The 20,204-nt window shown below is 42.4% G+C and carries 19 protein-coding genes; 12 read left to right on the plus strand and 7 right to left on the minus strand.

Features of this window, described 5'->3' with window-relative positions; genetic code table 11:
- Nucleotides 1–357: 357 nt before the first annotated feature.
- Nucleotides 358–1,503, minus strand: coding sequence for a methyltransferase (locus GQA99_RS11830; RefSeq protein WP_160054086.1), 1,146 nt, complete (start codon nucleotides 1,501–1,503; stop codon nucleotides 358–360).
- A gap of 196 nt (nucleotides 1,504–1,699) precedes the next feature.
- On the opposite strand from GQA99_RS11830, the gene GQA99_RS11835 reads away from it, so the two are divergent.
- Entirely contained in the window at nucleotides 1,700–2,110 is a 411-nt protein-coding gene (locus tag GQA99_RS11835) for a hypothetical protein (protein WP_160054150.1), read from the plus strand.
- Nucleotides 2,111–2,122: 12 nt separating this feature from the next.
- Here GQA99_RS11835 and GQA99_RS11840 read toward each other — a convergent pair whose 3' ends face one another.
- Nucleotides 2,123–2,593: a type II secretion system protein gene (locus tag GQA99_RS11840; RefSeq protein WP_160054087.1), complete on the minus strand. Its 471-nt coding sequence runs from the start codon at nucleotides 2,591–2,593 to the stop codon at nucleotides 2,123–2,125.
- A gap of 205 nt (nucleotides 2,594–2,798) precedes the next feature.
- Between GQA99_RS11840 and GQA99_RS11845 the strand changes: the two genes are divergently transcribed.
- Nucleotides 2,799–4,556 (plus strand): ABC transporter transmembrane domain-containing protein, encoded by a 1,758-nt coding sequence (locus tag GQA99_RS11845; RefSeq protein WP_229785877.1) that lies wholly within the window; start codon nucleotides 2,799–2,801, stop codon nucleotides 4,554–4,556.
- Nucleotides 4,557–4,630: 74 nt separating this feature from the next.
- On the opposite strand, the gene GQA99_RS11850 is transcribed toward GQA99_RS11845, so the two are convergent.
- A complete protein-coding gene (locus tag GQA99_RS11850; protein WP_160054088.1) occupies nucleotides 4,631–6,229 on the minus strand; it encodes an AMP-binding protein in 1,599 nt (532 codons plus the stop codon).
- Nucleotides 6,230–6,694: 465 nt separating this feature from the next.
- Here GQA99_RS11850 and GQA99_RS11855 point away from each other — a divergent pair, with 465 nt between their 5' ends.
- Nucleotides 6,695–9,247 (plus strand): TonB-dependent receptor plug domain-containing protein, encoded by a 2,553-nt coding sequence (locus tag GQA99_RS11855; RefSeq protein ID WP_160054089.1) that lies wholly within the window; start codon nucleotides 6,695–6,697, stop codon nucleotides 9,245–9,247.
- A 92-nt stretch (nucleotides 9,248–9,339) separates the two neighbouring features.
- On the opposite strand, the gene GQA99_RS11860 is transcribed toward GQA99_RS11855, so the two are convergent.
- Nucleotides 9,340–9,861, minus strand: coding sequence for a thioredoxin family protein (locus tag GQA99_RS11860; protein ID WP_229785873.1), 522 nt, complete (start codon nucleotides 9,859–9,861; stop codon nucleotides 9,340–9,342).
- Nucleotides 9,862–9,970: 109 nt separating this feature from the next.
- Between GQA99_RS11860 and GQA99_RS11865 the strand changes: the two genes are divergently transcribed.
- Nucleotides 9,971–10,588 carry a LysE family translocator gene (locus GQA99_RS11865; RefSeq protein ID WP_160054091.1) on the plus strand — a complete coding sequence of 206 codons (618 nt, stop codon included), beginning with the start codon at nucleotides 9,971–9,973 and terminating at the stop codon, nucleotides 10,586–10,588.
- Between the two features lie 42 nt (nucleotides 10,589–10,630).
- Here the strand turns inward: GQA99_RS11865 and GQA99_RS11870 are convergent, their stop codons facing one another.
- Nucleotides 10,631–10,948: a DUF3144 domain-containing protein gene (locus GQA99_RS11870; protein ID WP_160054092.1), complete on the minus strand. Its 318-nt coding sequence runs from the start codon at nucleotides 10,946–10,948 to the stop codon at nucleotides 10,631–10,633.
- A gap of 254 nt (nucleotides 10,949–11,202) precedes the next feature.
- Here GQA99_RS11870 and ung point away from each other — a divergent pair, with 254 nt between their 5' ends.
- On the plus strand, nucleotides 11,203–11,865 hold the full coding sequence (ung, locus tag GQA99_RS11875) for a uracil-DNA glycosylase (protein WP_160054093.1): 663 nt from the start codon (nucleotides 11,203–11,205) through the stop codon (nucleotides 11,863–11,865).
- An 88-nt stretch (nucleotides 11,866–11,953) separates the two neighbouring features.
- Here ung and ispB read toward each other — a convergent pair whose 3' ends face one another.
- Nucleotides 11,954–12,925 (minus strand): octaprenyl diphosphate synthase, encoded by a 972-nt coding sequence (gene ispB / locus GQA99_RS11880; protein WP_160054152.1) that lies wholly within the window; start codon nucleotides 12,923–12,925, stop codon nucleotides 11,954–11,956.
- Between the two features lie 448 nt (nucleotides 12,926–13,373).
- Between ispB and rplU the strand changes: the two genes are divergently transcribed.
- From rplU to GQA99_RS11915, 7 genes are all read left to right on the plus strand, one after another.
- On the plus strand, nucleotides 13,374–13,685 hold the full coding sequence (gene rplU / locus GQA99_RS11885) for a 50S ribosomal protein L21 (protein ID WP_137222599.1): 312 nt from the start codon (nucleotides 13,374–13,376) through the stop codon (nucleotides 13,683–13,685).
- 16 nt (nucleotides 13,686–13,701) lie between these two features.
- Nucleotides 13,702–13,956: a 50S ribosomal protein L27 gene (rpmA, locus tag GQA99_RS11890; RefSeq protein ID WP_160054094.1), complete on the plus strand. Its 255-nt coding sequence runs from the start codon at nucleotides 13,702–13,704 to the stop codon at nucleotides 13,954–13,956.
- Nucleotides 13,957–14,158: 202 nt separating this feature from the next.
- Nucleotides 14,159–15,331, plus strand: coding sequence for an Obg family GTPase CgtA (gene cgtA, locus GQA99_RS11895; protein WP_160054095.1), 1,173 nt, complete (start codon nucleotides 14,159–14,161; stop codon nucleotides 15,329–15,331).
- Nucleotides 15,332–15,351: 20 nt separating this feature from the next.
- Nucleotides 15,352–16,110, plus strand: a complete 759-nt coding sequence (locus GQA99_RS11900) for a threonine/serine exporter family protein (RefSeq protein ID WP_160054096.1) — start codon at nucleotides 15,352–15,354, stop codon at nucleotides 16,108–16,110.
- Complete coding sequence (locus GQA99_RS11905; protein ID WP_160054097.1) at nucleotides 16,110–16,580, plus strand: threonine/serine exporter family protein; 471 nt, start codon at nucleotides 16,110–16,112, stop codon at nucleotides 16,578–16,580. The genes GQA99_RS11900 and GQA99_RS11905 overlap by 1 nt, the downstream gene beginning before the upstream one ends.
- 168 nt (nucleotides 16,581–16,748) lie before the next feature.
- Complete coding sequence (folA, locus tag GQA99_RS11910; protein WP_160054098.1) at nucleotides 16,749–17,231, plus strand: type 3 dihydrofolate reductase; 483 nt, start codon at nucleotides 16,749–16,751, stop codon at nucleotides 17,229–17,231.
- A 97-nt stretch (nucleotides 17,232–17,328) separates the two neighbouring features.
- On the plus strand, nucleotides 17,329–17,733 hold the full coding sequence (locus GQA99_RS11915) for a DUF3718 domain-containing protein (protein WP_160054099.1): 405 nt from the start codon (nucleotides 17,329–17,331) through the stop codon (nucleotides 17,731–17,733).
- 344 nt (nucleotides 17,734–18,077) lie between these two features.
- On the opposite strand, the gene GQA99_RS11920 is transcribed toward GQA99_RS11915, so the two are convergent.
- A complete protein-coding gene (locus GQA99_RS11920; RefSeq protein ID WP_160054100.1) occupies nucleotides 18,078–20,099 on the minus strand; it encodes a methyl-accepting chemotaxis protein in 2,022 nt (673 codons plus the stop codon).
- Nucleotides 20,100–20,204 lie beyond the last annotated feature (105 nt).

Consider the following 20,204-nt stretch of genomic DNA (forward strand, 5'->3'; position numbering starts at 1 on the left):
AAAAAGACCCCAAAGATAACTAAGGGGCCGACGAGTGGTATGAGACAGAGGAGCTCTACCTTAAATAAGCGACATCCATGTCGAGTGTTGTCATATGTTGATGGGGTAAACCTAAACGTAAACCTGAATTTGGACCAATATCTACTGCAAAATGTAGTTTAAGCTAGGTTGGTAATGTGATTCTAGTCTTTGGCTATAACTGGTGTCAACCAATTTAATTTTTTTGGTAAGTCCAATTTTGTGTTTCGCGATTACCGTAGTGATAATCAAAAGGGGATAACATGGTAGATTATCCCTTTTGATGGTCGATCGTCCTACATCAAAGCGCTCATGCTTGGCCTTGGTTAACGGTGCGGATTATTTTTTAGCTTGTAAAATGACAAACTTGCCGTTGGAAGCAATTGTTGTGCAGTTATTAAAAATGCGTTTTATTTTAACGTGGTAGGCTAAGTGCCGATTGCCGACAACATGTAAAATACCGCCAGTCTTTAACCGTTTATATGCATCGACAAACATTTGCCATGCAATATGATCGGTAATCGCTTCACCTTGATGAAAAGGAGGGTTACACAGTACCAAATCTGGGCTGATGTCATCGGGTAAATTAGTTAGGCAATCATCCCAATAAAAATGTCCGTGTGGCGCGTTATCTGGCGATCCTAATTTATTGTGCTGCCAATTGTGCTTTGCCGATGCGATGGCCATATCAGAGTCGTCAACAAAGTGAATTTGCGCTTGTGGGTAACATTGTTTTGCATGAAGCCCCAAAATGCCATTACCACACCCTAAATCAACGACATGTGTAAAGTCTCCCTTAGGCATGTTATCGAGCATTATTCTCGCGCCAATATCTAATTTGTTTGCTGCAAACACATTTGCTAAGTTACTGATCGTCAGTCCTAACTCGTTCACCTTCCAATTAACTGGTGCTGCGATAGTACGGGCATTACCATCACTGATACAGCTAATCACTCGGGTGTTTTTCCAGGCTAAGCTGGCACTCGATGGGCCTAGATTTTTGTCAATAAGGCTGAGTAAGGCTGCATTTATCGACTTGGCTTTGGCTGAAATTAATACCGCTGTTCCCGCTGGTAAAATAGTTGATAGCCGGGCAAGTTGTTGGCCAAAATAATGGAGGTTTTTAGGTAGTTTCATTAATACCAATTGCGTATTGCACGGTATCGCCTCACGGCTATTAATGATTTGCAAAGACTCAGGCGTTAAATGATTGTGCTGTAAATTATACTGGCAACCGAGCAAACTGGTTTTTGCATCGGTTTCCAGCGTGATTGGCCACTGATTGTTAACGGTGGTTAACGCACAGGTTAATGCGCCAAAACTGTCATTCAGTATGGCTGTTGGCACTACAGGCTGCTGACTATCGATTAAGTGTTTAATCAAATGCTCATCTGCGGCGTCCCATGCTTGTAAGTTTGAGGCTTGTTGAGTGGGGTAACGATAGAGCTCAAGTTCAATGCCTGCGCAAGCAAATTGGGTGGTCATGGGTGTATTACCTAAATAAAAAATTGTGATGAATTGCCAAGGAGGCGTTTATTGCGATCAATGCGGCTCAATAAACACTTGGTCATTATCTCAGATATCGCCTAGTAGCGCGAGAAATTGCGATGTCGACAAAGATTGCTATTCGCTAAGCGGTTGAGTAAATTGTCATTATCATAAAGTATTTCAAGGGATAATGATGAAAGGTGCTGGTGGAACAAGCGGCGGTATAGGGCAATTTTTTATTGGCTTATCCATGATGTGTGGCGGTTTTTACATGTTACTCAATGCCATTAAAGTGACCAGTTCATTTGGCTTTGGTAGTCATTTGTATCAATTGGGTGGTTTTGGATTAACGAGTGGCATGGTCATGATCCCATTTATGTTTGGGGTCGGGTTAATGTTTTATAACGCTAAAAACCCTCTGGGTTGGCTGCTCACCTTTGGGTCGTTAGTTGCACTTATCTTTGGCGTGATAAGCGCGATTAACTTTCGGTTTTCGTACATGAGTGCATTCGATTTAATTGTCATTTTGGTGTTAAGCATTGGTGGCTTAGGGTTATTTTTACGTTCATTAAAAAATATTGAAGCGCGTTATCCTGACGCTTAACGATAATTGTGGTTAGCAACCGCTGGTTTCAACATTAATGATTGGCCGTGCAGTGGTAGATGTCGCTTGCCTGTAACGTAAATAACATTGTGCCACACCCGCATCTTCCGCGATAACTCCATGCCAATATATCCAAGCGCCGGTGTAAACACTAGCGCGTTTTTGCCAGTCATCTGCAGGGACATTCATTAATAGGTCTATCCCTGCTGCTGTGCCGTTGGGGTAACCATAAGCTAACACTACGTCTACACCATCAATGTTGAGCGTGGTTGATGCAAGCCTTTCAGCTCCCGCGATAGCGGCTTTAGAGTAGGTTAATGTGGCGGCAGATTGCATTGCTGTTTCCATTCCCACCATGGTTGAGACAATGGCTTCTTTACGTAAACTGATGAATTTACTGCTCGCAACGATGGCAAGTATTGCCAAAATGACAATCACAACAACGAGTTCGATTAAGGTGAACCCCTTAGGTTTGTTTAACATGTTTTGCATAGCCTATTTATTATTATTTGTTTTTTTGTACCTATGGATTTTGGTTTGCCTAGTTTATTGGGTGTATAAGGCATCTACAATCTCACATTTTGTTGTTACTATCATTTTATCTTAGTTTTATTTGCTGGTTAATACTGTGACGAACTCACCGACAACGCCATCTGATGTTACTGCTACTTCAGACTCGGGCTCAATTGTGACTACACCATACCGCGTTTTACCCTGGATTTTGCATTTTTTATCTTCTTATAAATTAAAGGTTGTGGCTGCCATCATCTTTTTATTTATTGGTTCGCTCGCGTGGTTATCACTTGGGCAGGGCGTAAAAATGATGGTTGATGAAGGGTTTATTGCCGACAATGCCGCCAGATTAAATGAGATCATGTTGATTATTGTTGGGATTACCGCAATTAGTGGTACGGCGGTTTTTTGTCGATTCTATTTAATGACATGGCTGGGCGAACGGGTTAGCGCAGATATCCGCTTGCAGGTATATCAGCATCTTTTGTCGTTATCGCCAGGCTTTTTTGCGACGCAACGAACGGGTGAGGTGATTTCTCGATTTACTGCTGACAGCACGCTAATCCAAAGTGTGGTGGGGTCGAGCTTATCAATGGCGTTGCGATCGGGTGTAACTGTATTAGGCGGTATTGTTATGATGGGCTTTACCAGTGTAAAGCTGACGTTGCTGGTGTTGTTAGCGGTACCTTTAGTGCTGGGACCTGTGAGTTATTTTGGCCGTAAAGTTAGAGTGTTGTCGCGTAAAAGCCAAGATCGTGTCGGTGATTTAGGCGCATATATTGATGAGACGTTGCATGAGATCCACACCGTTCAGGCCTACACCCATGAGACAAAAGATCGCCAGTTATTTACCGACCGCGTAGAAGCGGTAATGGATGTGGCAAAAGGGCGTATTAAGTATCGTGCTTTATTGATTTCGACTGTGATGTTTTTAAGTATTGGTGCCATTGCGTTTGTGACCTGGGTTGGCGCAAAAGACGTGATGAGCGGCAATATTACGGGGGGGGAGTTATCTGCATTTATGTTTTATGCCGTTATGGTGGCCGGCGCAGTGGCAACCATTAGCGAAGTATTTAGTGAAATTCAACGTGCATCTGGTGCGGCAGAACGCTTAATGGAACTGGTTTATACCCCCGTTGATATTCCGCAGCAAGCTGTACCCCATCAATTGAGTTTACCGGTAAAAGGGTTACTGCATTTCAATAATGTGGTGTTCGCATACCCCTCTGACAGTGGCCAAGATGTCATCCGACAATTGTCATTAACCATTGAGCCTGGAGAGCGTGTCGCGCTTGTTGGGCCCAGTGGTGCAGGTAAAAGTACCTTGTTTGAATTGATGATGCGATTTTATCAACCCAAAGTTGGGCAAATCTTATTAGATGATGTTGATATTGCAACCTTGTCTTTAACCGATTTACGTCAGCAGTATGCATTAGTCCCGCAAGAGTCGGTCATTTTTGCCATGAATGTGCTTGAAAACGTGCGTTACGGTCGTTTATCTGCAACTGATGATGAGGTCATTGAGGCATGTATTGCCGCTAAGGCGGACGAGTTTATTCGCGAATTTACTGATGGCTACGCAACGTATCTTGGTGAGCGCGGCGTGAGATTATCGGGTGGCCAAAAGCAACGAATTGCCATTGCTAGAGCCATTTTAGCCGACAGGCCCTTGCTGCTGCTAGATGAAGCGACCAGTGCCTTAGATGCGGTGAGTGAAGTTAAAGTGAAGCAAGCCCTAGATTCATTAATGGCAAAACGCACCACGGTGATTATTGCTCACCGATTAGCGACGGTGATTAATGTTGATCGGATTTTTGTGATGGATAAAGGTCAATTAGTGGCGAGCGGCACCCATAATGAATTGATGACTAGTAATGCGTTATATCGGGAATTTGCCAGTCTGCAATTGCTGATGGACAGCGAACCCGCTTAGTGAGTATGGTTTTTAATAAAAAAAGATGCCGAGGCATCTTTTTTATTGTGCGAACAATTAAAGATATTGTGAGCTTATTTGCGCAGTTCCCTGCGTAAAATTTTACCTACAGTACTTTTCGGTAATTGATCGGTAAACTCAATTATTCGCGGTACTTTGTACGCGGTTAATTGGCTGCGGCAATAGTCATCAATCTGTAGTTTAGTCGCTTCGATATCATCTGGTTGCTGCTTTAACACAATCACCGCTTTAACGGCTTCACCTGTTCGTTCATTTTCAACGCCGACCACGGCGCATTCAAGAACCAGCTCATTGGTTGATAAGACATCTTCAACTTCATTCGGATAAACGTTAAAACCAGACACAATAATCATGTCCTTTTTACGATCAACAATGGTGTGATAACCATCTTCGCTGGCAATACCAATATCACCGGTTTTAAAGAAACCATCTTGGGTCATGACTTTGGCGGTTTCTTCAGGCTTGTTCCAATAACCTTGCATCACTTGCGGTCCACGAACGGCTAACTCTCCAGCTTGCCCTGTCGCCACTTCATTGTCATCCATATCCAGCACTCTAACTTCGGTGCCTAACACTGGTTTTCCAATAGTGCCAAGGCGTTGATAGCCAGGTGAGTTCAAACTGACAACCGGTGATGTTTCCGACAGGCCATATCCTTCTGAAATCATGCAACCTGTGGTTTGTTGCCATAAATTTGCCGCGGCACTGGTTAATGCGGTTCCGCCTGAAATGGTGATGGTCATATTACTGAAATCTAAGGCTTTAAATTCTGGTTGGTGGCATAAACCCACAAACAAAGTATTTAAACCTGCAAACCCGGTAAAAGGATAGGTTTTCATTGTATTGATTAATCCGGCGATATCGCGTGGATTAGGGATCAACACCGAGCAACTACCCGATTCAAAATACAGGACTAAATTCACCATAAATGCATAGATATGGTAAATAGGTAAAGGAGCTACAAATACGTCATGCCCCGGATTCATAGTGCTTGCAATACGTGATTTTACTTGGCCTGAGTTAGCTAAAAGGTTGCCATGATTGAGCATGGCACCTTTTGATAAACCCGTTGTGCCGCCAGTGTATTGTAAGGCAATTAAATCATCATGGGTTGGCTTAACAGCCTGGTAAGGATGTTTTTCCCCCTCGGCTAACACATCTAAAAATGTCACTTTTGCAAACGGTGTGTCTGGCTGAGGTTGCAGCTGGATAAGATCCATTGCATGTGTCGAAATAACCAGTTCAACAGGGGTGTTATTGACGACATTGGTGAGTGTTGGCAGCAGGTCTGATAGTACGATTAAGGCTTTTGCGCCTGAGTCGTTAAATTGATGGGTCAATTCTCGTTCGGTGTACATAGGGTTAGTGTTAACTAACACCATACCTGCGCGAATTATGCCATAAGCTGCGATAACAAATTGAGTAATATTAGGCAGTTGAAGCGCTACTCTATCCCCAGGTTGTAAAGTAGTGCAATGTTGCAAGTAGGCTGCAAAATGACGTGAATCGCGTTCTATTTCGCTAAATGTGGTGTCTTTCCCCAAGCATGCGTAAGCGGTGTTTTGCGCATATTTTTGACACGACTTTTCGATCAGGTCGACGATAGAAGTATATTGATGTAAATCGAGTGTTGAATCAGCATCATAAGGCATGCATACCCCCAGTAAATTTTGAGTTGTTATTGTTTTTAAATCAAACGTCCGTTTAGATTGTTCCCCTAACCTACACGTGTCGCGATTAATTGGCAAAGTTTGAATTGGGATTGCCATTATTTATGCAATAGGCGATTCGCAGTGGATGAAAAATGGCATACGGCGTGTAAAATTTTCTATACGTAAATGTTTTTTGACGTTTTTTTATGCAAAATGAATATTATTGAGAAAAAATCATAATGTGATTTATATCACTTAAAATCATATGTTTAGTATTTTTATGGCTAATTTATGATTTAGATACCGCTTATTAATATCAGAAAGTGTTAGCAATTGTGTTTTGGTTGTTATAAAAATGTATCTGGAATAGGGAGTATTTCACATTTTAGACAAAACTGGTTTTAGGCATGAATCACCTATGACTTAGTTGAAACACAACAATAATAAGCAGTTGGGAAGATAATAATGATGCAATCAAAAAAAACTAAATTTGGTGTGAGCTCATTGAGTTTAGCCATTTCATTTGCACTTGCCGGAACAGTGATGAGCTCTCAAGCTTTTGCTGCTGACGAAGAAGCAGTGAAAGAAAACGTTGAAAAAATTGCTGTCGTGGGTTCTCGCGCAGCGCCTCGCTCAATTGGTGACTCGCCAGTTCCAGTTGATATTATTAGCAGTGATGATCTTAAGAAAAATGGTTCAACTGACATGATTGATATGTTGGTAACCTCTGTACCTTCATTTAACTCACGTGCACAACCAATTAGTGATGCAGCAACGCTTGTTCGTCCAGTTAACCTTCGTGGCCTGCCATCAGACAGCACACTTATTTTAGTTAATGGCAAACGTCGTCACCGTGCTTCAGTTATTGCATTCCAGGGTGGAGGCATTAACGATGGTGCTCAAGGCCCAGATATTTCAGTTATTCCAGGTGTTGCGCTAAAGCAAGTTGAAGTGCTGCGTGACGGTGCTGCTGCGCAGTATGGCTCGGATGCGATTGCCGGTGTAATGAACTTTGTTTTAAAAGATGCCTCTGAAGGCGGTTCTATTACTGTTAGCCAGGGCGAGTATTACGAAGGTGACGGCGCAGCAACAACCGTTGACGGTAACATCGGTTTACCGTTAACTGACGATGGCTTTGTTAACATCAGCGCACAATATAAAACTGCAGATGCCACTAGTCGAAGTGTGCAGCGTCCAGATGCTGCCGCGATTGCTGCTGGTGGCAATACGTCGATTCAAGATCCTGCGCAAACATGGGGTAACCCAGAAATTGAAGATGATTTTACCGTATTTGTAAACTCAGGCTTTGACATTAATGACAATACTCACTTGTATGCATTTGGTAACGTGTCATCACGTGAAGCAACAGGTGGTTTCTATTATCGTAACCCGCACAATCGCGGTAACGTTTATTCTGTAGACGGTGGTGAAACACTTTTGGTGGGTGCTGTTAATGGTGACCAGTCTACTTGTGGTGTCGTTCCTGCTAACGTTCCAAACGTGCTAAATACGCCTGAATACCTTGCTATGGTTGCCGATCCAAATTGTTTCTCTATGAACCAAATTCGTCCAGGCGGTTATACACCACAATTTACCGGTAAAATTGAAGATATGTCTTTCTTTACCGGTATTAAAGGCACATCTGGCGAATGGAATTATGATGTCAGTGCCGGTACTGGTAGCAATAAAGCTAGTTTTGGTTTAAAAAACTCACTTAACCCATCTATGGGTTTAGAGACACCAACTGACTTTGATACTGGCTCATACGAGCAAATTGAAACCACCTTTAACGCTGATATGAATCGTTTTGTGACCATTGGTGGTTTAGAAGATATTAGCTTTGCTACTGGTTTTGAATGGCGCGAAGAGTCATTTGAGATTGGTCAAGGTGAAGAGGCATCGTGGATTGCAGGCCCTTATGCAGACCAAGGCTTTAACATCGGTTCGCACGGTTTTAAAGGATTTGGACCAGAATCGGCAGGTAAGAACAAGCGTAACAACATCGGTGTGTATACCGACGTTGAAGCGTACCTAACAGATGACATCTTGCTTGGTGTTGCACTGCGTTATGAAAACTTCTCTACCTTTGGTGACACGTTAAACTATAAGTTAACTGCGCAGTATATCGCTACTGATGAACTGTCATTCCGTGCATCTCACAGTACCGGTTTCCGCGCACCAACGGTGGGTCAAGAAAACGTAGTAAACACACAGACATCAATTGTTAACGGTGATTTAATTCAGACCTTTATTGCGCCGCCAACGAACCCACTCGCCGCATTTTATGGTGGTGAAACGTTAAAGCCTGAAGAGTCTGTCAGTTATGCAGCTGGTTTTGTGTATGAATATGAAAATTTATTCTTAACCGTTGATTACTACAACATTGAAGTCACAGGCCGTATTGCACAATCGAGTCAAATTACGGTTGAAGCTAGTGATTATGATGCGTTAAGAGCGGCTGGCGTTGAGTTTCCTGAGTTAATTTCTGCGGTAACTTATTATACCAACGATTTTGATACTACTACTCAGGGTGTTGATATTGTAGGTTCTTACAGTATGGACATGTTCTCTGGTGACGCTAAGTTTAGCCTAGCGTATGGCTGGACAGACACTACCGTTGATAAGTTCGACGAAGCCACAACAGACCTAGGTAAAGTGCGTCGTTTAGAAGATGGTATTCCTGCACATCGTGCTACATTAACGTGGGGCCAGAGCTGGGATGATCTAAGTACGTCTGTTCGTGCGAACTACTTTGGTGAGTACTACGCGACACATGCTGATGATACGTCTGATTGGGGTTCTGAAACCGCTGATGCTGCTGTGACAATTGATGTTGAAGTGAGTTATGCGGTTATGGATAACCTGACTGTTTCAGTCGGCGCTAACAACATATTCGACCAGGAAGCGCAAAAGCTTAAAGATGGTACGTTAGGTGAGTTAGGTGCAGTGTACTACGAAAGTGGTCCATTTGATTACAACGGTGGCTACTACTACGGCCGTGTAAACTATCGCTTCTAAGCGCTAATAGAACATACTAATAACACTCACAATCGTGAACGTTATGAATAAAAAAGACTGCTTCGGCAGTCTTTTTTTTGTTGAGTGAGCGCTTAATGCACGACTAAAGACAAGGCTTTAGCTATATCGTCGATAATGAGTACTTTAGGTAACTCAATACCGTCAGGGTAGGCGGCACCATACACTTTATTAAAGGGCGTACCCGCAACGCCTTGTTGCCCCATGTACTGCTCAATTACAGCATCAGCTTCAGTCCAGTTACCTTGCATAAGCACTATGTGTGGTTGGTTTAATTGATTAACCACTTGTTCACGATGCAGAACATTTGCCTTGTTTGTTTGGCAGGGGACGCACCAATCAGCAGTAATGTCGACAAACACAATATTACCTTGAGACACGTATTGTGCAATTTTATCTGGTTCTAGTGGTTGCCAACGTAAAGTGTGATGAGCGAAGTAATTTTCACCTTTATTCACAAATGCAATGACTCCAGCAAAACATAATCCCATGAATACCAGCATAATAATCACCAGCACAGGGATTGCCTTACCGTTTATTTTGGCCCAAATAAGCCCAACAACGGCAGTAAAAATCACTGCCAGTAATATCATCATTAAAATTGTCATAGCGCCTGTTATTGGTTTATGAAAGTGCAAAGTGAGGTAACATTAGCAGCGCACACTTAACTGGTGGTTAAAATAGTGAATAGAAAATAGAGGTGTTATGTCGTTTAGTGCTTGGTTAGGATTATTGGCAATTTGTTGTTTGGGGGCGATGTCGCCAGGCCCGAGTTTAGCCATGGTGGTTCGGCACACATTAAGTGGTGGGCGTTTACATGGAGTAGTTTGCGCATGGGCTCATTCGATTGGAATTGGTATTTATGCGTTAGTGACGTTATTGGGATTAGCTGTAGTGCTTAAGGCTTCGCCAATGATTTTTAACGCGATAGCCATAATCGGGGCACTTTATTTAGCCTGGATAGGCATACAATCATTGCAATCAAAGGGCGGTATGCAGCAAAAATTAGCGGCTGGGGAACCAAGTAGCTTGTGGGAGGCTGCACGTGATGGTCTAGCCATTTCATTATTCAACCCTAAGATTTTATTGTTCTTTTTAGCACTGTTTAGTCAGTTTGTTCTTGCGGCTCAGACACCCGTTGGTCAAGGCTTGATTGTGTTGACCCCGCTAATCATTGATGGGCTGTGGTATACCATTATCGCTTTTGTATTATCGCATTCTGCCGTATTACCCAAGTTGCGTGAAAAGTCGCAATTGATTGATAGGCTATCTGGTTTGGTATTAATTTTACTGGCAGTTAGAGTGATTTACTCACTTGTTTAACAGATTAAGCCACCGAGTATGATGGCTTAATCATATTAACGTTTAATCGGCTTTAAAGATCTCGACTGCATCATCAACTGGTGGCTGTGCAGGAATGGGCGGATTAGCAATATGGTCGTCTAGGTTCTCGTTTAACATAGCTTTGAATTCATTTGAGAACCACTCTAAAGCATTGTCTTTTTCTGCGGCTAAATCGGTTGATTTAATGGCTGCTTCGAAAGCGTTAAAGCGTGCAGAAGCAAATCTCATTGCGGTGCCAACTTTGCCAATATCATTTTCTTGTTGGCTTAATTGATTGGCTAGTGCGATAAATTGATCGGCAATTTGGTACATGGTGAGTTCAGTTTTTTGTTCAGACATCAGATCCACTTTGTCGGTGAGTTAGTTTCAATCGAGTGTAACGATTTCTATGTAAAATATCAGGTAAAAAATTGTCTATTGCGATCTTTATCTACGATTTTATTGATTGTTAATCAGCAGTCGTGTTTGGCTGATAACGTTTTTCAGTGCAACCGTGATCCATGATAATGATTGACTGTTAAGTGTTGGCTCGTGATCAGTGATTTGTCATGCAATCATATTTTTAGGTACGTTTTTTGATAAGAGGAAACATCATGGTAGCCAGCTGGCAAGCATTTTTAGCGCAGCAATCGTCTCAATTATATTATCAGCAACTGCAACAATTTATTGCTAAGCAGCGATCTCAGGGCAAAGTGATATACCCGCCAGACGACGAAGTGTTTACTGCCTTTGATTTAACGCCCCTAAATCAGGTTAGGGTAGTGGTACTAGGGCAAGATCCTTATCATGGCCCTAATCAGGCGCATGGGCTGTCATTTTCAGTTAAAAAGGGGGTTAAGCCGCCGCCTTCGCTAGCTAATATGTACAAGGAGTTAAGTAATGATATAGAGGGGTTTAACATTCCTTTACATGGCGAGTTGACTGCGTGGGCTAAACAGGGGGTTTTACTGTTAAATACCGTACTCACTGTTGAGCAAGCTGCCGCTCACTCGCATGCAAAGTCTGGGTGGGAAATATTTACCGATAATGTCTTAATCGAGCTGAACCAACAGAATGCTCCGATAATATTTGTTTTTTGGGGAAACCATGCCATTAAGAAAGGCCGTTTGATTACAGCATCACAACATAAGGTGTTAACCGGCCCACACCCATCCCCCTTGTCTGCTTATCGCGGATTTTTTGGTTGTCAGCACTTTTCAACGGTCAACAAAATGTTAGTCGCGCAGGGGGAAAACCCTATCGATTGGCAAGTGTAACGACTGACCTTCAGGGCGCATTTAATCGTTGTTAAATGCGCCATTGTGGCTAACTGCAGCTATTAAAAAGTCAGAGCAATAATCGATGTTAATTGCTGCGGTTAACAGAGAGATGAGCCAACGATATTAATGCTTGCTTGTAGTCACTTTCAGGGAAAACAGTTAAAGCATCAATGGCTTTTTGAGCTTCAACTTGAGCTTTTTCTTGGGTATACAGTAACGCACCAGACTCATGCAATGCGGTTAAGATCTCATCAATGGCTTTAGTACCATCGCTTTGCTCAATGGCTTCACGAATGAGCTTTTTAGCGGCATCTGAACCATTTTCCATGGCATAGATTAATGGCAAGGTTGGCTTGCCTTCTGCTAGGTCGTCACCAATGTTTTTACCTAATTCATCAGCATTGGCCGTGTAATCAAGAAGATCATCAGTTAGCTGGAATGCCGTGCCTAAAAATTTACCATAATCACCTAGGGCTTGTTCTTGCTCTGGGCTGACATTGGCTAAAACACCGGCTAATTGAGTAGCGGCTTCAAATAACTTAGCGGTTTTGCAGTAAATTACCCGCATGTAGTTTTCTTCGCTGGTATTTGGGTCGTTACAGTTCATTAACTGTAGCACTTCGCCCTCAGCAAGCACGTTGGTGGTATGCGCTAACACTTTTAGCACTTTCATGCTGTCTAGCTCTGTCATCATTTGAAACGAGCGGGTATAAAGAAAGTCGCCTACCAGTACGCTGGCACTATTGCCAAACAATGCATTTGCTGTTTCCCGACCACGACGCAGTGTTGACTCATCAACTACGTCGTCGTGCAATAAAGATGCTGTGTGAATAAACTCGATAATGGCCGCAAGCTTAAGGTGGTGCTCCCCTTTATAGTCAACCGTTTTAGCTGCTAATACTGATAATAACGGACGCAAACGCTTACCACCGCCATTGATAATGTAAAAACCTAGTTGGTTAATTAAGGCTACATCAGACTCAAGTTGTTTATATATCAGCTGATTGACTGCTTGCATATCAGTGTCAGCCAGTTGACGAATGGCGTTTAAATCCATAATAGTCTCTGGTTGTTGGGCGACAGGGTTAGCACCCTTTAATTTAGTCATATCGAATTTGAGCGCATATCTTACAGGATATCAACGCTGTTTTTCAAAGTAAGTATCGTATCAAACGTGTATTACATCATGCTGTTGTTGTGTAATGTAACTTTTTTACTCCCCATTTAGTTCAAAAGACAGCTTTTAATGATGTGATGTCTATGAGAAATGGTTAAAATGAAGTTATTCACGATTGGGAATATGTTAGCTAATTTTTATCCCTCGCACATTAGCTATTGATGAATAGTGTGCGGTTATGTGCTCTTTTTAATTTGAATGCAAATTAGGGCTTGCCTGATGCTAATTCTTCGCGTAGAATCCGCGCCCATTGTCATTAAAAGTTTTTTAGCACCTAGTCTCGTCAATTATATGAGTTAGCGTGTTAGTCATTTGGAGTAAAATAGCTATGTACGCTGTTTTTCAAAGTGGCGGAAAGCAACACCGTGTTGCTGAAGGTCATACAGTTCGTTTAGAAAAATTAGAAGTTGCTACTGGTGAAACCGTAGAATTCGATCAAGTTTTATTGATTGCTGACGGTGAAACAGTACATGTTGGTGCTCCTTTAGTTGCTGGCGGTAAAGTCGTAGCTGAAGTAGTTGGCCACGGTCGCGGCGAAAAGGTAACTATCGTTAAGTTCCGTCGTCGTAAGCATCACGACAAGAAGATGGGCCACCGTCAGTGGTTCACTGAAGTTAAAATCACTGCGATTAGCGCATAATTTAGGAGTCTAACTCATGGCACATAAAAAAGCTGGCGGTTCTACTCGTAACGGCCGCGATTCAGAAAGTAAACGTCTTGGTGTTAAGCGCTTTGGCGGTGAATCAGTTCTAGCTGGTAACATTATCGTTCGTCAACGTGGTACTAAATTCCACGCTGGTATTAATGTAGGTGTTGGTCGTGACCACACACTATTCGCATTAACAGACGGTAAAGTAAAGTTTGAAGTTAAAGGTCCTAATAACCGTAAGTTTATTAGCATCGAAGCTTAATTCTTTACTAAGCTAGATCTCGAAAGCCCTGCCTATGGTGGGGCTTTTGTGTTTTTTACATTATTAAACTTTGATTGAATAGTTTAATGATTTTGTTTATATGCAGTAGGCGATATCGTGATGAATGCTATCTTCAGCGCTTTCCTGCAAATCCCAGTGATTTGGGGTTATAATTACAGATTAAGTGGCGTCAGGAGTCAGTATGAAGTTTGTTGATGAAGCGAATATTCGCGTAGAAGCAGGTGACGGCGGAAGCGGTTGCGTAAGTTTTAGACGCGAAAAGTATGTTCCAGATGGTGGTCCAGATGGCGGTGACGGTGGTGATGGCGGTAGTGTATTTCTACAAGCTAACGAAAACTTGAACACGCTAATCGATTACCGTTTTACTCGTTTCCATATGGCAGAGCGAGGATCAAATGGTCGTGGTCGTGATTGTACTGGTCATGGCGGCACAGATTTGATTCTTCAGGTACCTGTAGGTACTCGTGCTATCGATCAAGAAACCGAAGAATCATTGGGTGATTTAACTACGCATGGACAAAAACTACTTGTTGCTAAAGGTGGTTTCCACGGTTTAGGTAATACCCGTTTTAAAAGCAGTACTAATCGTGCCCCACGTCAAAAGACATTAGGTACGCCTGGTGAAGTTCGCTCACTTAAACTGGAATTATTACTACTTGCTGATGTGGGTTTGCTAGGTATGCCAAATGCCGGTAAGTCTACTTTTATCCGTGCCGTTTCTCGTGCGACACCTAAAGTTGCCGATTACCCCTTTACCACGTTAGTTCCAAATTTGGGTGTTGTGAATCCACGTCCTGGTCAAAGCTTCGTGATTGCGGATATTCCCGGCTTGATTGAAGGTGCTGCAGAAGGTGCTGGTTTAGGTATTCGTTTTTTAAAGCATCTTGAACGTTGTCGTATGCTGTTACACATCATCGATATACAACCGATTGATGGCTCAGATCCTGTTCATTCTGCTCGTGCAATCGTAGGTGAATTGGAAAAGTACTCTCCAAAACTTGCGGCTAAGCCTCGTTGGTTAGTGTTCAACAAAACTGACTTGTTACTTGATGAAGAGTTACAAGAAAAAATTGATGCGATTGTCAAAGAGCTAGATTGGCAAGGCGATGTGTATACTATGTCTGCTTATAACCGCACCGGTACTGAAGAGTTAAGCATCAAGATGCTTGATTACATTAAAAGTATTCCAGTGGTTAAAGAAGAGATTGTTGCTGACGCGGATGTTGAGTTTAAATGGGATAACTATCATCAAGGCGCTGACGATTCCGTCAATGAAGACTATGATGATGACTTTGATGATGATTTCGATGACGATGACGATGATTATGATGTCGAAGTTATTTACCAACGTTAATTAGCTCATTTGAGGATATCGTGTACGCAGATAGCCAAAATGATATAACTCGACTTGTAGTGCGCTGCGCGCAATTACTGTTGGCCTATGGTGCTGAATCTGATCTTGTTGAAGAGATCAGTCAGCGCCTTGGTAAAGCACTTGGGCTTGCCAGTATAGAGTTGTCTATTTCTTCTAATGCGTTAGTGCTCACAAGCCTTGTGCATGGACGCTGTATTACAACAACTCGACGTATTCGTGCTCACGGCATTAATATGATGGTTATTTGCGAACTTCAACGCATATGCATCTTAGCCGAAAAAGGTATTTATGGAGCAAACGAAGTAAGACGTCGTTTAGCCCATATAAAACCTAAAACCTACCCCGCAATTGCTGTTGTTCCTATGATAGGCCTGTCTTGTGCGAGCTTTTGTCACCTTTTTGATGGTGACATGATCGCGAGCATAATCACCTTTTTTGCTTCTTCTATCGGCATGATGGTGCGTTTGTTTTTTGCCTCTAGACACTTCAATCTTTTAGTTAATTTTTCAATTACCGCCTTTGTGATTACTGCCATTGCCCAAATTGGATATGTTTGGCCGATTACCACAACTCCCCAAGCGACGATGGCTGCCAGTGTGCTGATGTTAGTGCCCGGCTTCCCATTGATAAATGCGATTTCGGATATGGTTAAGGGCCACATGAATGTGGGTATTTCTCGTTGGGGGCATGCAACCTTGCTTACTCTCGCGTCGGTCATCGGTATTACGATTGCGATGCAGATGGGCGGAATATTTTAATGCTGTCCTTATTTAGTATCTTGCTACATGACGCCTTTTTCTCAGCCATACCAGCAGTGGGTTTTGCGATGGTATTTAACGTCCCTAAGCGATATTTGGTGTATTGTGCTATTGCAGGGGCGATAGGTCATAGCTTTAGAACCTTATTATTGCAGTTCTCTATGCCAATTGAATGGGCAACATTTGTTGCTGCAGCGCTTGTTGGCGTCATCACCATACAGTTTGCTAAACGCCATTTAGCGCCACCCTTGATGTACGCTGTTGCGGCGATTATTCCTATGGTACCAGGAACCTATGCTTTTAATACGGTAATCGCGTTGATTCAATTAACCGCGCAAAGCCAGGTGAGCCCAGAGTTAACGGCCCAAGTCATCCTAAATGGTTTAAAAACCGTCTTTATCCTTGGTGCATTAGCCGTTGGATTAGCGTTACCCAGTTTATTGTATTATCGCACTCGTCCCATTATTTAATTTATAAACAGATCCTAATCATACTAAATCAAGCATTGAAATCGAGCCTTAAATTTAAGTGTAGAGTTGATGTCTGAATTTCAGCTAAGTACTATTCATCATCGTGGTTTTTCAGCTAAGCTTCTGGCTAAATAAGTCTAAGCCATTATAGAAAAGGATTACTTTACAATGCGTATCGCAATGATTGCCGCTATGGCCAATAACAGAGTCATTGGTAAAGACAACAAAATGCCTTGGCATTTACCTGAAGATTTACGCCATTTTAAAGCAATGACATTATCAAAACCCGTGATTATGGGCCGTAAAACCTATGAGTCTATTGGGCGGCCGTTGCCTGGTCGTCATAATATTGTGATCAGTCGTAATAGTCAGCTTGTTATTGACGGTGTCACGTGCGTACTGAACTTTGAACAAGCCCTTATTGCGGCTGGTGAATGTGAAGAGGTGGTCGTGATTGGGGGCGGTCAACTTTACGAACAATTACTGGCTCAAGCTGACGTATTATATTTGACTATGATTGATTTAGATGTCGAAGGCGACACGCACTTTCCTCATTGGGATGATGGTTCGTGGCAGATTCAAAACTCAGAAACTGCAACAAACGACAAAGGATTGCAATATAGCTTTAACACATTCGTAAAAAAGTGTTAAATTAATCACGTTTATACCCTGAAATTAATATGCGTCAGCGAGCTTCACTGCCCACTGTATGTATAGCGATATAACTATAAAGATAAAGGAGTGTCAGATGCGTCTATTGCCTGTGGCTATTGCAGCCCTGATTGCAGCATCTTCTGTGTCAGCCCCTGCTGTTGCCAATACAGAACAATTAGTAGCAAACATTTGTGATTATGTTAAATCAGACGACAAAAATCGTTTACGTAAAAAGATGAAAGAAAGTCGCGTCAAATTGCGTAACGTTTATTCCAGCATTTCTTGTGATGGCAGCAGTTTATTGCGTACTGCCTACAGTTCAAATGCGAATGATGTCGGTGAGTTTATCGCAAAACGTATGCCATCGTCTGACCTAGCAGCCCCTGAAGCTGATGGTAAAACCATCTTAGATTGGGCGTCGGCTAATGGCCATGACGGCGGCCCTATCACTGCAGCGATTAAAGATCGTGTAGGTGGTGGTGCCGGTGATGAAGACTAAATAACCTCAACTCGGGATAATAAACGCCTTTCAAACAGTCCTTTGCCCCGCTAACTGCGTTGAATCGACTTACAATAGCTAGCTATTGACGCGTCAATTCGCCTTGTTAGCAGAACAAATGACAAGCTTGAAAGTGAGACGGGTTAACATGTTGATGTTAAATAGCATAAGTTCATCCCTTATACCGAGTTCAGGTTAAATATGTAACGTAATACGTTTTAATAAAAAATACCGATAAGAAATTATCGGTATTTTTTTATGTTTTTGTAGGCAAAAACGAAAATTAGGCATAAAAAAGGCCCCTGAGGGCCTTCTATCCATATGTGACAATATATGCCTAGCCGTTATACTTTAAACTCTCTTACAGAGGCTTGTAACTCTTCTGCAAGCATTGCCACTTGATGACTTGATTGTGCTGTTTGATCTGCACCTGTGGCCGTTTCTTCAGATATAGATGCAATGTGCTCTAGTTTTTCAGAAACCTGCTGGCTAACAATATTTTGCTCTTGTGCAGCATGGGCAATATGGTTACCCGAATCATAAGCTCTGTGAACCGACTTACTGATGGTTTCAAGGGCAATATTAGCTTGTTCATTTTTCTCTACACAGCTATTAGCTTGTGTGCGTCCAAGCTCCATAACCGCAACCGCTTCTTGAGTGCCAACTTGAAGAACTTCAATCATCTGCTGAATTTCACTGGTAGAGTGTTGGGTGCGAGACGCAAGATTACGAACCTCGTCGGCAACCACAGCAAAACCACGGCCTTGTTCGCCTGCTCGCGCGGCTTCAATAGCCGCGTTTAAAGCCAATAGATTGGTTTGATCTGCAATGCCTCTGATCACATCCAAAATTGAGCCAATTGAAGCGCTGTCTGAGTGGACTTTATTAATCACAATACCTGCTTTAGCCACTTCATCTGCCAATGCGAGGATGGTGTTTTTGCTTTCTTCTGCAAGTGACCGCATGTGCTGAGCTTCTTGATCGGCTTGCTTGATTTCGTTTAATGCTTGATCGGCACTCATTGAAACCTGTTGTGCACTTGAGCTTAATTCTGTTGTTGCGGTAGCAACCTGATCAACCTGACTTTTTTGCTCTTGAATACCAATTGTGGTTTGCGAGGTAATGGCAGAGGTTTCTTCTGCCGCCGCCGCAAGCTGATTAGCGCGGTCAACAATACCTACAATTAAGCTTCGCAAACTGTCCACTAAGCGGTTACAGTTTTTAGCCAGTTCGGCAAACTCATCATGTCCTGAATCATCTAACTTGTGGGTGAGGTCACCAGACGCTAACACGTTTAATGCCTGGTTCACTTTCTCTAAGGACTTGGTCAAAGGAGTAATAACGGCAATGCTCACCACAATGGCAACGACTATCGCAAACAACACCACGCCTAGGGTTTTATAAAATGCAGAATCAATGATGCTAAGTGCTTCATTGCTGATATCTCCAGCAAAAGTGTCAATTGATTTAGCTAATACTGTCATTTTTGCATTAACATCTTTTGCTGCAGTTTGCGTATCGTTTAATTGCTTTGTTGCAGCAAATTCATGATTGAGCTGTTGTTGCTTTAGTACAATTATTGAGTCATTACCGTTAAGCAATGTAAAGACTTTTGCGCTTTCGGCAGACAAGTCTTCTAAAATTGAGCTGCTGATAACGCCAGCACCCTGGCGGTTAATGTAGTCGATTTTGGTTGTTGCTTCGCTGACCATATAATCAAGTTCTTTAATGATAAGGTCATACTTACTTTGTTCGGTTGCAGCAACTAAGTCGTAAATAGTCGTAATAATATTAATTAATGTGCCATCAACTAAACTGGCTGATGCGGCCAGACTGCGCTCAGTTTCATCTTCACTTGTTTCTAAGTCAATCACGTCGAGTAGAATAGACGATGAGTCATCAGCGGCATTTTCTAAGTTGCTGCGCATTTTTAAGAGTTGTTCCTGTAAGCTAAGTGCGCTTTCTCTTTCATTTAGCATGGTGTTTGCGCTTGCTTCATACACGTTATAGCTTTTTGTTAACCCGTCTAACGGAGAGGCTAGTTGAGCCTGTTGACTGACTAAACTGCCTAAACGAGTCAAATCGCTTTTAAAACGATTGTCGAGTTCGCTCAGTTTGTTCTCGATAGCCGGAATTTTAGATGAGTGAGTACTGTAATATGCAAGTACGGCTTCGATCTGTTGCGTGCTGAGGTTTTCACTTAAAATACTGGTCGCTTCTAACGCCGGTAAGCTGACAGTTTTAAGGATGGTTGTGCCGTCCTTGATACTGTTGTTACTGAGTAGAGTTACAATCCCGAGGACCACAAGTAACAGTGTTACAACGGTAAAACCGCCAATAACCCTGGTCGCTACATTAATTTTCATACAATACTCCGACTATTATTATTTGATCCTGGTTTTAATATTAAGTGATATTGATATTGAGTCGATTAACAAATAGGTGTTTCTCAGGCAAATTTCATTAATTCT

The organism is Shewanella litoralis (genome assembly GCF_009828585.1).
Taxonomy (GTDB): domain Bacteria; phylum Pseudomonadota; class Gammaproteobacteria; order Enterobacterales; family Shewanellaceae; genus Shewanella; species Shewanella litoralis.